Raw genomic sequence first — 13088 nt, forward strand, 5'->3', positions numbered from 1 at the left:
CGTAGGAACGGGGGAGGGGAGGGGCGGCCGTGCGGCCGCCCCTCTTCCGTGTCACGCGGGCGGCCCCGGGATGCTCCGCAGCGACACCGCCGAGGCCGGGGCCACCGTGACCCGGGCCCCGCCGGCCTCGGCCCACCAGTCGGCCCCGTCCTCGACATAGCGCAGCAGCACGCCCTCGCGGATCGCCCAGGGGCTGACCACGGCCCGGCGCAGCCCCATCAGCTTCAGCGCCGTGTGCCCGACGACGGCACCGGCCAGGCTCTGCGCGGCACGCGGCGCGGAGACGCCCGGCAGCTGGGCGCGTTCGGCGGCGGGCAGGGCGGACAGGGTGCGCACGGCCTCCCGCAGGTCCCGGCGCAGCAGCCGGCGCGGCTCGAACGGGCCGAACCGCCCGGGCGCGGCCCCGCACAGCCGGGCCAGCTGCTGGAACGTACGGGAGCTGACGGCCGCCGTGCGCGGACTCTCCCACCGTATCCGCGCCGCCACGTCCCGCAGCTCATGCCGGATCCGGCGGCGCAGCTCCTTCAACTCGGCCGCCCCGGGCGGGTCCTGGACGGCGAGGTACTCACGGGTCAGCCGGGTCGCGCCCAGCGGCAGCGACGCGGCGAAGTCCGGCAGCCGGCCCCGCCCGAAGGCCACGTCCAGCGAACCGCCGCCGATGTCGAGCAGCGCGAGCGGGCCCGCCTTCCAGCCGAGCCAGCGGCGGGCCGCCAGGAACGTCAGCTCGGCCTCCGTCTCGCCCGGCAGCGTGCACATCCGGATCCCGGTCCCGTACGCCACCCGCTCCAGGACCTCGTGGTGGTTCGGCGCCTCCCGCACCACCGCGGTCGCGAACGCCAGGGGGCCCGAGGCCCGCCACCGCAGTGCCGTGTCACCCGCCTCGGCCACCGCCTCGACCAGCCGCTCCACCGCCTCCTCGGCGATGGTGCCGTCCGCACTCACCTGTTCGGACAGACGCAGCTTCCACTTGACGGTGTGCACCGGCAGCGGAACACCCCCCTCCACATCCGCGATCACCAGTCGCACCGTGTTCGACCCCGCATCCACCAAGCTCAGCCGCATGGCCGGGTGCGTACCCAATCCACCGGCCGGAACGCCCGCACACGAGGGGCGGACTCGGGCACGGCCCGCCCGCACGGATGGCTACCGGGGGCACATACGACACATACCGGCGCGCGCCGCCGAACCGCCCGCCCCTGTCCGGATCCGGGCCCCGCCCGGCACCCCAGGGGCGCCGCTGTACTTGGATGGTCGACCACCACCGTCGGCACGGGGAGCGGCACATGACCGGTACGGCAGCGATCAGGGCACTGGTGATCGGCGGCGGCATCGCGGGCACCGCCGCAGCGCTGGGCCTGCACAAGGCGGGCTGCCACGTCCGCGTGTACGAGGCGCACCCCGGCTCGGCCGAGGACATCGGCGCGTTCCTCACCCTGGCCAGCACCGGCATGCGCGCACTGGCCCAGCTCGACGCCACGAGCGCCGTGACCGCCGTCGGTTTTCCGCTGACTTCGCTGCGCCTGATCGACGCGGAGGGCGCCGAACTGGCCCATGTACCGCTCGGCGAGGTCGCCGAACCCGATCTGCGCTACCGCTGTCTGCGGCGCGGCGAGCTGAACGCCGCCCTCCAGGGCGAGGCGGCCCGGCGCGGCATCCAACTCACCCACGGCGCCCGGCTGACGTCCGTGACGGACGGCCCGTACGGCGTCACCGCACGCTTCGCCGACGGCACCACCGCGACCGGCGACCTGCTGATCGGCGCCGACGGCCTGCATTCGGCCGTCCGCCGCGTCCTCACCCCCGGCGTCCGCCCCGGCTATGCCGGCCAGCGCGTCTACTACGGCTACACGCCCGGCGCCCCCAACACCACGGGCAGCGGCGTGATCACCATGGTGCGCGGCAGCGCGAGCGCCTTCGGATACGCCGTCTCGCCGGCGGGGGAGGCGTACTGGTTCGCCCGCGTCGGCGAGGACCCGCTGCCCGGCCGCACCCCGGCCGCCCGGACCGCCGTACCGCGCGAGCACCTGCTGTCCGTGCTGGGCGAGGACGCCACGCCCGCCGCCGCGCTCGTCGCCGCCGCCCCGGGCCCCCTCATGGTCACCAACGCCACCGAGATGCCGCTCGGCGCCACCTGGCACACCGGCCGCGTCCTGCTGATCGGCGACGCGGCCCACGCGGCCTCCCCGGCCACCGGGCAGGGCGCCTCGACGGGGCTGGAGGACGCGGTCGTCCTCGCCAAGGCGCTGCGCGATCTGCCTGACCTGCCGCGGGCGTTCGCCGCGTACGAGCGGCTGCGGCGCCCGCGCGTCGAACACAACATCACCGTGAGCGGCGGCATCTCGCGCGGCACCCACGCCCCGGCCCGCCCCGCCGACCCGAACCACCGGCCCGACCACCAGGACGAGGAACTGGCCCGCCAACTCGCCTGGGACACACCGCTGACCGAGCGGAACTGATCGCCGGCCACGCGAAAGTGCAAGAGGCGGCGCACGGGAGTCCATTGCCGGGAAACCGCCGGGGGGTGATCGTTCCGTGGGACCGGTCCTCCTCAACCACCTCACCAGGAGTCCCCGTGCGACTGCTGAGCAGAACGGGCGGCGCCGTGGCCGCGGCCGCCGCCCTCGTCCTGGGCGGCGCCACCGCCACCCCGGCGCCCGCCGCCCCCGCCGCCTACCGCGTGACCGTCGGCAGCCCGGTGCCGTTCGCCAACCCCACGGACACCCCCGCGAGCCCCTTCCTCGACAAGGACGGCACCTTCCACTACCAGCAGGCCGCCGCGCTCTACGGGGCCGCCGACCCGCGCAGCTGGGACTTCTACACCGGCACCGACTTCGACACCGCCACCTTCGACCACTCGCTGAGCGACGCGGTGAACCCGGCCAACCCGAACGACCGCAACGACGACACCACCTGGCGGTGCAACAACAGCCCCACCGGCCGCGAGGCCGACTACGCCCCGGCCGGCTCGGGCTACGCCCAGAAGAACTACTGCGACCTCGTCGGGGTGTGGGTCGACCCGGACACCGGCGACTGGTACGGCCTGGTGCACAACGAGTTCACCCCGCAGCCCTTCGGGGACGGACTGCACTTCGACGCCATCGACTACGCCGTCTCCACCGACCAGGGTCACACCTGGACCATCGAGGACCACGCCATCACGTCCCCGTACAGCACCGTGCGCGGGGACACGGCCGCCTTCCCCCACGAGACGTACGACTACGGCGACGGCGACCAGCGGCTCTTCGTGGACACCGCCTCCGGCTACTTCTACGTCTATTACGGCTCGCGGATCGTCGACAAGAAGGGCGGCTGGAAGGCCTTCCACGAGCACGTGGCCCGCGCCCCGATCTCCGCGAAGATGGCCCCCGGCTCCTGGCGCAAGTGGTACGACGGCGCCTGGTCCCAGCCCGGCGCCGGCGGCAAGGAGAGCAACATCGTCCCGGTCGACACCGGCCACCCCACCGGCTACACCCCCGCCGCCGCCGAGTACGACCCCGCCACCACCGGCACCACCAGCGAGCAGATCGCGGCCGGCAAGACGCCCCCGACCTCACCGCTGTTCGTCATGAACATCGCCTACGACGCCTACCTCGGGCTGTACATCGGCGAACCGCAGGCCGTCGACCAGAGCGGCACGTCACCGCAGTACCTCTACGCCACCGACGACCTCGCCACCCAGAAGTGGCACCTGCTCGGTGACACGGGCGGCTACACGAACGCCTCCTGGTACCGCTGGTTCCTCGACGGCGTGAACCGCACCGGTTCCTCGATCGTCGGCAGGACCGTCCGCTCGTACTGCGCCTACGGCTGCTCGCACGACGCGGACGGCGAGTACGTCGACCTCACCCTCGACTCCACCGCGCCCGCCACGCCGCCGGTGGACGCCGGCCGCCGCTACCGCATCGCCTCCGGCGCCGGCCGGATCCTGGTGCAGCGCCCCGGCGGTTCCGCCACCACCGCCGCCCCGCCCACCCCGACCGCCCGCGCGTCCTGGACCTTCGAGCCGACCGGTGACGGCGCCTACACGGTGGCCAACGCGGCGACCGGCGGGCTGCTCGGCGTCGACTCCCGCACCACCGCCTCCCGCGCCTGGGGCACCAAGCCGGTGGTCACCGCCCGGCACGGGGGCGAACCGGCCGTCGGACAGCAGTGGTTCCTCCTCCCGGACACCTCCCCGGCCGGCACCTACCGCCTCGTCAACCGCTACAGCGGCCTGGTCCTCGGCCTGTCCGCCGACTCCGGCCGGCTCGCCGAGACCACCCCGGCGCGCACCTGGACCGACACCAGCGGCAGCGCCGTCGGCCGGGGCCGCACCGCCGCCGAGCAGACCCTCACGCTCGCCCCGGTCGAGAAGTAGGAGACAGTCGAGAAGTAGGGGACAACGGGGCAGCGGCGCGCCGAGTCTGCATAAGTTGTCGCCATGCCGATCCGCGGGCGACTTCGCGACCGGCGCCGAACCGGCCGCCGAGAAGGCCATCCTGGACGTGCTGCGCACCGCCCGCCCGGCCACCTCGCCGACAGCGTGCACCTCGCGGCCGGCGTCGCCCTGTGCCGGGCGGCCGGCTGCACGGTGACCGGTCTGTACGGCGAGCCCCTGCACACCGGCGCGGGCGGGCCGGTGGCGGCGGCCGACCCGCGGAGGCATGCCGCGCCGCTCGAACTGGTGCGGCGGGCAGCGGGACTGACACCTCGTCGAATTATTTGGCTCCCGAAGACTTGTCGGCGGCTTGACTCACCACTTAAATCAAAACTTGAACTAAGGAGAGGGGTCGAGCCGTCGACCCCGCAGCCGCTTGGAGCCGCCCCATGAGAACACGCCCCACCCGCTGGAGAGCCCTGGGGGTCGCGATGGCCGCCATGGCCGCGCTCGTCGCCCTACCCCTCACCCACACCCCGGCCGCCGCCGCCGAGACCCCGTTGTCCCAGGGGAAGACGGCCACCGCCTCCTCCACCGAGAACGCCGGCACCCCCGCCTCCGCCGCCGTGGACGGCGACACCGGCACCCGCTGGTCCTCGGCCGCCACCGACGACCAGTGGCTCCAGGTGGACCTCGGCGCCACCACGTCCGTCACCCGGGTGGTCCTGAACTGGGAGGCCGCCTACGGCAAGGACTACAAGATCCAGATATCGCAGGACGCCGGAACCTGGACCGATCTGAAGTCCGTCACCGGTTCCGACGGCGGCACCGACACCCTCGACGTGTCCGGACAGGGCCGCTACGTACGCCTCCAGGGCGTGCACCGGGCGACCCAATGGGGCTACTCCCTCTGGGAGTTCCAGGTGTTCGGCTCGGCGTCCGGCACCCAGGCCGGCTGCGGCAGCGGCAACGACGCCCAGGGCAGGCCCGCTTCGGCCTCCTCCACCGAGAACGCCGGCACCCCCGCCTCCGCCGCCTTCGACGGCGACACCGGCACCCGCTGGTCCAGCCAGGCCAGTGACCCGCAGTGGGTGCAGGTCGACCTCGGCTCGGTGAAGAGCATCTGCCAGGTCGCGCTCAACTGGGAGGCCGCGTACGGCAAGGACTTCCAGATCCAGGCGTCGACCGACGGGCAGAGCTGGAGCACCCTGAAGAGCGTCACCGGCGCCACCGGCGGCACCGCGTCGTACGACGTCAGCGGCTCCGGCCGCTACCTGCGGATCTACGGCACCGCGCGCGGCACCGCCTACGGCTACTCCCTGTGGGAGGTCGCCGTGCACACCACGAGCACCGGCACCCCGCCGGTCGTGGGCGGCGGCGACCTCGGCCCGAACGTCATCGTCGTGGACCCCTCCACCCCCAACCTCCAGCAGAAGTTCGACCAGGTCTTCGCGCAGCAGGAGTCGAACCAGTTCGGCACCGGCCGCTACCAGTTCCTGCTCAAGCCCGGCACCTACAACGGCATCAACGCCCAGATCGGCTTCTACACGTCGATCTCCGGACTCGGCCTGAACCCCGACGACACCCAGATCAACGGTGACGTCACCGTCGACGCCGGCTGGTTCAACGGCAACGCCACCCAGAACTTCTGGCGTTCGGCGGAGAACCTCGCCATCACACCGTCCCACGGCGACGACCGCTGGGCCGTCGCCCAGGCCGCGCCGTTCCGCCGCATCCACGTCAAGGGCGGGCTCAACCTCGCCCCCAACGGCTACGGCTGGGCATCCGGCGGCTACATCGCCGACTCGAAGATCGACGGCACCGTCGGCCCCTACTCCCAGCAGCAGTGGTACACCCGCGACAGCTCGATCGGCGGCTGGACCAACGGCGTGTGGAACATGACCTTCTCCGGCGTCCAGGGCGCCCCCGCCACCAACTTCGACACCGGCCCCTACACCACCCTGGACAACACGCCCGTCTCCCGCGAGAAGCCCTTCCTCTACCTGGACGGCTCCGCCTACAAGGTGTTCGTGCCGGGCAAGCGCACCAACGCCCGCGGCGTGTCCTGGCCGGCGAACGCGGGCACCTCCATCCCGCTCGACCAGTTCTACGTCGTCAAGCCCGGCGCGACCGCGGCCACCATCAACGCGGCCCTCGCTCAGGGCCTCAACCTCCTGTTCACGCCCGGCGTCTACCACCTCGACCAGACCATCGAGGTCGACCGGGCCAACACCGTCGTCCTCGGTCTGGGCCTCGCCACCCTGGTCCCGGACAACGGCATCGACGCCATGCACGTGGCCGACGTCGACGGGGTCAGGCTGGCCGGCTTCCTCATCGACGCGGGACCGGTCAACTCCGACACCCTGCTGCGCATCGGTCCGCCCGGCGCCGGCGCCGACCACTCCGCCAACCCCACCACCATGCAGGACGTGTTCGTCCGCATCGGCGGCGCCGGACCCGGCCTGGCCACCAACTCCGTGGTCGTCAACAGCAACAACGTGATCATCGACCACACCTGGCTGTGGCGGGCCGACCACGGCAGCGGCGTCGGCTGGGACACCAACCGCGCCGACTACGGACTGCGCGTGAACGGCAACGACGTCCTCGCCACCGGCCTGTTCGTCGAACACTTCAACAAGTACGACGTCTACTGGAACGGCGAGCGCGGACGCACGATCTTCTTCCAGAACGAGAAGGCCTACGACGCCCCGAACGCCGCCGCCATCACCCACGACGGCATCGTCGGCTACGCGGCCTACAAGGTCGCCGACTCCGTCACCAGCCATGAGGCCTGGGGCCTGGGCAGCTACTGCAACTACACGTCCGATCCGTCGATCGTGCAGGCCCACGGCTTCCAGGTGCCCACCACCTCCGGCATCAAGATGCACGACCTGCTCGTGATCTCCCTCGGCGGCATGGGCCAGTACGCCCACGTCGTCAACAACACCGGCGCACCCACCTCGGGAACCAGCACCGTCCCGTCCAAGGTGACCTCCTTCCCGTGACCTCCCCCCGCCGCCCGGGCCGGAACTCCTCCGTCCCGGGCGGCGGTTCGCCGCAACGGGCCCTGGGCCGCCCTCACCCCTCGGCGCGGCGCAGGTCCTCCCACGCCCGGTCGCGCAGCCCCGCGTCCCGCAGCACGTCCAGCCCGGTCAGGGCCAGCGCCTCCACGACGGCCAGGAGCACCCGGCGGGCCCGCTCGGAGGCCGCCGCCTCGGCGAACTCCGGGGTGTGGTCGGAGCCGTCCGAGTCCATGATCGCGACGAAGGGATGGATGGCGGGCACCCGCCCGCTGACGTTCCCGATGTCGGACGAGCCCAGATAGACCCCCGGAACCGGCGGGGTCAGGGTGATCCCCGCGTGCTCCAGATGCCCGGCGAACCGCTCGGAGAGCGCCCCGCTGTCCCGGAAGTGCTCGTAGCGCACGCTCGCCCGGTCCACCGTCACGGTGGTACCGGTCGCCGCCGCCACCCCCTCGGCCGCGGTGCGCAGCAGTGCCGCGAGGTCGTCGAGGGCGCCGGTGGTGAGCGCGCGCAGCCCGAAACGGCCCTCGGCGTACTCGGGCACGATGTTCGTGGCCGTACCGCCGTGGGTGACGATGCCCTGCGCGTGCGAACCCTCCGGCAGGCGCCGGCCGAGCGCCGACATCACGTTGAACAGCTCGATCAGCGCCGCGAGCGCGTCGATCCCCTCGGTGGGGTTGCCCGTCGGATGCGCGGCCCGGCCCCGGAAGGCGACCCGGTACTGCTCCTGCGCGGTCAGCGGCGCACGCACCCAGTCGTACACCCCCGGATGGAACATCAGGGCCGCGTCCACGTCCTCGAAGAGCCCGGCCGCCACCTCGATCGCCTTGCCGCCGCGGCCCTCCTCGCCCGGCGTGCCCACGGCCAGCACCGTCCCCTCCCCGCCCGCCGACACCGCGTCCGCGACCAGCGCGGCCCCGAGCCCCGCGGCGGCGATCAGATTGTGCCCGCAGGCGTGGCCGAGGCCGGGCAGGGCGTCGTACTCCAGGAGGAACGCCACCACCGGCCGCCCCCGTCCGGAGCGGGCCGTGAACGCGGTCGGCAGATCGGCGACCTCCCGCCGCACCTCGAACCCCGCGCGCTCCAGCTCGTCCGCGAGCAGCGCCGCCGACCGGTGCTCGGCGAACGCGGTCTCCGGATCGGCGTGCAGCGCCCGGGCGACGGCCCACAAGGCGTCCGCCCGCCGCGCCACCTCCTCCCGGACGAGCCGCGCCTCCTCCTCCGGGGCGGCACGCCCCACCTGCGGACCGGCAACGTATCGACCCGACACAGGGTTCCTCCAACGGGCTCGTGGACTCCTCCGCGCCGCCCGGGTTCCACCCGTACGGGTCCCGACACCACCCGGGGCGTTTGGAGCGCGCGGCCGGTGCAACACGGTGGTTGCGGCACCGACGGCTCAGGAGGACTGCATGGACCACTCACGCGCACCCGTACTGGAAGCCCTTGAGGAGTTCCGGCGCCGGGGAGACGTCGTGTTCGGGCCACCGGGGCACAAACAGGGACGCGGCGCCGACCCCCGGGTCACCGACGTCCTCGGCCTCGACGTCTTCCGCTCCGACGTGCTCAGCCTCAACGGTCTCGACGACCGGCGCCAGTCCCGGGGGGTGCTGGAGCAGGCCCAGGAGCTGATGGCGGACGCCGTCGGCGCCGAACACGCCTTCTTCTCCACCTGCGGCAGCTCCCTGTCGGTGAAGACCGCCATGCTGTCGGTCGCGGGCCCGGGGGAGAAGCTGCTGCTGTCCCGCAACGCGCACAAGGCGGTCATCGCGGCGGTGATCATCAACGGGGTGGAGCCGGTCTGGGTCCATCCCAAGTTCGACACCGAACGCCATCTGGCCCATCCGCCCGAGCCGGAGGACGTACGACGGCGGTTGCGCGAGCACCCCGACGCCAAGGGCATGCTGCTGATCACGCCGACCGACTGGGGCACCTGCGCCGACATCCGCGGCGTGGCCGACGTCTGCCACGCGGCGGACGTGCCGCTCATCGTGGACGAGGCATGGGGCGCCCATCTGCCCTTCCACCCGGGGCTGCCGTCCTGGGGCATGGACGCGGACGCCGACCTGGTGGTCACCAGCGTGCACAAGATGGGCGGCGCCATCGAACAGAGCTCCGTCTTCCACCTCCAGCACGACCGGGTGGCCCCCGAGGTGCTCAAACAGCGCGAGGACCTGCTCGGCACCACCAGCGCCTCCTCCCTGATCTACGGCGCGCTGGACGGCTGGCGCCGTCAGATGGCCGAACGGGGCCATGAGCTGATGGACGCGGCGCTGCACCGAGCCGAACGGGTACGGGCCGTGCTGCGCGAGCTGCCGGGACTGCGGGTGATGGGCCACGAGATCATCGAGGAGGGGCTGGCCGCCGAGTTCGACCCACTGAAGATCGTCGTGGACGTGCGCGACCTCGGCATCAGCGGCATGCAGGCCACCGAATGGCTGCGCGTGCACCGCCACGTCGACATGGGCGGCTCCGACACGTGCCGGATCACCGCCTCCATCACCCACGCGGACGACGACGACACCGAGAAGATCCTGGTGGACGCGGTGCGCTCCGTGGTGGAGCGCGCCGACTCCATCGAACGGCGGCCCCCGGTACACCTGCCCGAGCCCCATGTGCTCGAACTGGAACAGGCGATGCTGCCCCGCGCGGCCTTCTTCGCCCCCGTCGAACACGTGCCCGCCGAACACGCCGCCGGGCGGATCGCCGCCGAGACGATCAGCCCCTATCCGCCGGGCGTGCCGGTCGTGGCCCCCGGCGAGGTCATCACGGACGCGGTGGTGGACTACCTGCGCAGCGGAGTCGCCCACGGCTTCCTGATCTCGGACGCGGCGGACCCCTCGCTGAACTCCCTGCGGGTCGTGGCCCGCACCTGACCGGCCGCACCGGACCCTGCGGCGGGGCGGCCCGCGGCCGTGCCTGACCGGCCGTCCCGAACTGCGCCGACGCGGGGCAGCCCCTAGGGTGTCGTATGCGGGCGGCCAGGCGCCGGCCGCCTCCTCGGGTCAAGAAACCGGCCCCTGACGAACACGCCCTCGGCAGGGGGGACTTGGCCCTGCCCGAACGGTCTCCGGGACCGGACCAGCGCGTCCGGCGGGCCAGCTGTCCCGGCAACTCGATTGGGAGACGGCCCGACTTCACCCCGGCCGGAAATCCCCGGATTCCCGGTTTCGGACGCCCCGGCCCGGGGACCTCGGTACGGAACTCGGACGACCTCCTCGATCCGGCTGTCCCCTGAACGTCACCCGGACCCGGCGCACCGGGCCGGCCGTGTGCCTGGGCGTGGCCCCACGCGCCGCCGACCGCCTCGCCGCGCCGGGTCCGCCCCCGTGACCAGCGAAGGAAAAGGTAGTGATGAGCGAGAAGAACCCCCTGAAGCGAGCGGCGGACGCCCTCAAGGGCGGAGGCGAGGGGCCGGAAGAGGGCATCCCCGGCAAGCCGGGCGTCGAGTCGCCGCCGGTCGCCGAGCCGACCGAGGCCCGCGAGCCGCTGCCGCCCAAGCCCGACCAGACCGGCCCGGACACCGTCTCGCCCACCGGCCAGCCCACCGGCGCCGACCAGGCCCGGATGGCCCAGAGCGGCAGCTACCTCACCACGGCCCAGGGCACCCGGCTCCATGACACGGACCACTCCCTGAAGGCCGGCCCCCGGGGCCCGGTCCTCCTCCAGGACCACCATCTGCGCGAGAAGGTGATGCACTTCGACCACGAGCGCATCCCCGAGCGCGTGGTGCACGCCCGTGGCGCCGGCGCCCACGGTGTCTTCCGCAGCTACGGCACCGCGGCCAACGTCACCAAGGCCGCCTTCCTCGCCGAGGACGTCGAGACCCCCGTGTTCGTGCGCTTCTCCACGGTCCTCGGTTCCCGCGGCTCCGCCGACACCGTCCGCGACACCCGCGGCTTCGCCACGAAGTTCTACACCAGCGAGGGCGTCTTCGACCTGGTCGGCAACAACATGCCGGTCTTCTTCATCCAGGACGCGATCAAGTTCCCGGACGTCATCCACGCCGGCAAGCCGCACCCCGACCGCGAGATCCCGCAGGCGCAGAGCGCCCACGACACCTTCTGGGACTTCGTCACCCTGCACACCGAGGCCACCCACCACACCATGTGGAACATGTCGGACCGGGGCATCCCGCGCTCCTTCCGCACCATGGAGGGCTTCGGCGTCCACACCTTCCGCCTGGTCAACGCGGCCGGCGAGACCACCCTGGTGAAGTTCCACTGGAAGCCGAAGCTCGGCGTGCACTCCCTGGTGTGGGAGGAGGCGCAGATCATCGGCGGTGTCGACCCCGACTTCCACCGCCGGGACCTCGCCGACGCGATCGAGGCGGGCGCCTACCCCGAGTGGGAGTTCGGCATCCAGACCTTCCCCGACACCCCCGACCAGACCTTCGAGGGCATCGACCTGCTCGACCCGACGAACATCGTCCCCGAGGAACTGGCCCCGGTGCAGCCGATCGGACTGCTCACCCTCAACCGCAACCCCACCAACTTCTTCGCCGAGACCGAGCAGGTCGCCTTCCACGTCGGCCACCTCGTCCCCGGCATCGACATCACCGACGACCCGCTGCTGGCCGGGCGGCTCTTCTCCTACCTGGACACCCAGATCACCCGGCTCGGCGGCCCCAACTTCCCGCAGATCCCGATCAACCGGCCGCACGCCCCCGTCAACGACATGCAGCGCGACAGCTTCCACCAGACGGCCGTGCACCGCGGAGTGGCCCCCTACCGCCCCAACTCCCTCGACGGCGGCTGCCCGTTCACCGCCGGCGCCGACATGGGCGCCTACGTCGAGGCCCCCGTGCGGGTGCCGGAGGCCACCAAGGTCCGCGAGGCCCCGGAGTCGTTCGCCGACCACTTCAGCCAGCCGCGCCGGTTCTGGCTCAGCATGAGCCCGGTGGAGCGCGAGCACATCATCGGCGCCTACACCTTCGAACTCGCCAAGTGCTACGAACAGACCATCCGTGAGCGGGCGTTGCAGGTGCTGGCCAACGTGGACCCGGAGCTGTGCGCGGGCGTCGCCGCCGGCCTCGGCCTGCCCGCCCCCGAGCCCACCGAGCCGCTCGCCGACGTCGCGCCCAGCCCCGCCCTGTCCCAGGTCGGGCACACCTGGCCCGTCGACGGCCGGGTCATCGGCATCATCACCGGCGAGGACGGCGACCTCGACGGCGTGGCCGCGGTCCGCCAGGAGGTGCTGGACGGCGGTATGGTGCCGCTGGTCATCGCCCCCAAGGCCGGCAAGCTCGGCTCGGGCGGCGACGCCCTGACCGTGCAGCGGACCTACGCCACCGCGCGCTCCGTGGAGTTCGACGCCCTGCTGGTGGCCGGCACCCCCGGTGTCGGCGCCGACGCCTACGGCGCCCGCGACGCCAAGGCCGGCCTGCCGCACCCCCAGTCCACCCCCGACCCCCGGGTCGGGCTGCTGCTGGGGGAGGCCTTCCGGCACGGCAAGGCCATCGGCGCCGCCAAGGGCGGCGAGAGTACGCTGGAGGCGGCGGGCATCCCGCTCGACGCCCCCGGGGTGATCGCCGGCGACGGCGCCACCACCGTCCTCCAGGAACTGGTCCAACTGCTCGGCGCGCACCGGGTCTGGGAGCGCTTCCCGTCCGCCGCCTGAACCGGGCGGCCGACGGCAGGCACCGACGCGGGGTGGTTCCCTCCGAAGGGGGCCACCCCGTCGGCGTACCCGGAGAGGCGAACTGTCCCGGG

The 13088-nt window shown here is 72.9% G+C and carries 7 protein-coding genes; 5 read left to right on the forward strand and 2 right to left on the reverse strand.

What is annotated here, in order from left to right:
- Positions 1 to 51: 51 nt before the first annotated feature.
- Entirely contained in the window at positions 52 to 1062 is a 1011-nt protein-coding gene (locus tag ACSP97_RS34365) for a Ppx/GppA phosphatase family protein (protein ID WP_440555813.1), read from the reverse strand.
- Positions 1063 to 1283: 221 nt separating this feature from the next.
- Between ACSP97_RS34365 and ACSP97_RS34370 the strand changes: the two genes are divergently transcribed.
- The 3 genes from ACSP97_RS34370 to ACSP97_RS34380 all read left to right on the forward strand — a co-directional run bounded on the left by ACSP97_RS34370 (position 1284) and on the right by ACSP97_RS34380 (position 7362).
- Positions 1284 to 2456: an FAD-dependent oxidoreductase gene (locus ACSP97_RS34370; protein WP_355154127.1), complete on the forward strand. Its 1173-nt coding sequence runs from the start codon at positions 1284 to 1286 to the stop codon at positions 2454 to 2456.
- A 116-nt stretch (positions 2457 to 2572) separates the two neighbouring features.
- Positions 2573 to 4357 (forward strand): RICIN domain-containing protein, encoded by a 1785-nt coding sequence (locus ACSP97_RS34375; protein ID WP_440555814.1) that lies wholly within the window; start codon positions 2573 to 2575, stop codon positions 4355 to 4357.
- A 449-nt stretch (positions 4358 to 4806) separates the two neighbouring features.
- On the forward strand, positions 4807 to 7362 hold the full coding sequence (locus ACSP97_RS34380) for a discoidin domain-containing protein (protein WP_440555815.1): 2556 nt from the start codon (positions 4807 to 4809) through the stop codon (positions 7360 to 7362).
- A gap of 73 nt (positions 7363 to 7435) precedes the next feature.
- Here the strand turns inward: ACSP97_RS34380 and ACSP97_RS34385 are convergent, their stop codons facing one another.
- Positions 7436 to 8620, reverse strand: coding sequence for an amidohydrolase (locus ACSP97_RS34385; RefSeq protein WP_440555816.1), 1185 nt, complete (start codon positions 8618 to 8620; stop codon positions 7436 to 7438).
- A gap of 169 nt (positions 8621 to 8789) precedes the next feature.
- On the opposite strand from ACSP97_RS34385, the gene ACSP97_RS34390 reads away from it, so the two are divergent.
- The gene (locus ACSP97_RS34390; protein ID WP_440555817.1) at positions 8790 to 10253 is read left to right on the forward strand and encodes an aminotransferase class I/II-fold pyridoxal phosphate-dependent enzyme; all 1464 of its coding nucleotides are present in this window, start codon (positions 8790 to 8792) and stop codon (positions 10251 to 10253) included.
- A gap of 478 nt (positions 10254 to 10731) precedes the next feature.
- A complete protein-coding gene (locus ACSP97_RS34395) occupies positions 10732 to 12996 on the forward strand; it encodes a catalase (RefSeq protein WP_391869241.1) in 2265 nt (754 codons plus the stop codon).
- Positions 12997 to 13088 lie beyond the last annotated feature (92 nt).

The sequence above is a fragment of the Streptomyces sp. SCPE 10 genome (assembly GCF_051980735.1).
Taxonomy (GTDB): Bacteria; Actinomycetota; Actinomycetes; order Streptomycetales; family Streptomycetaceae; genus Streptomyces; species Streptomyces misionensis.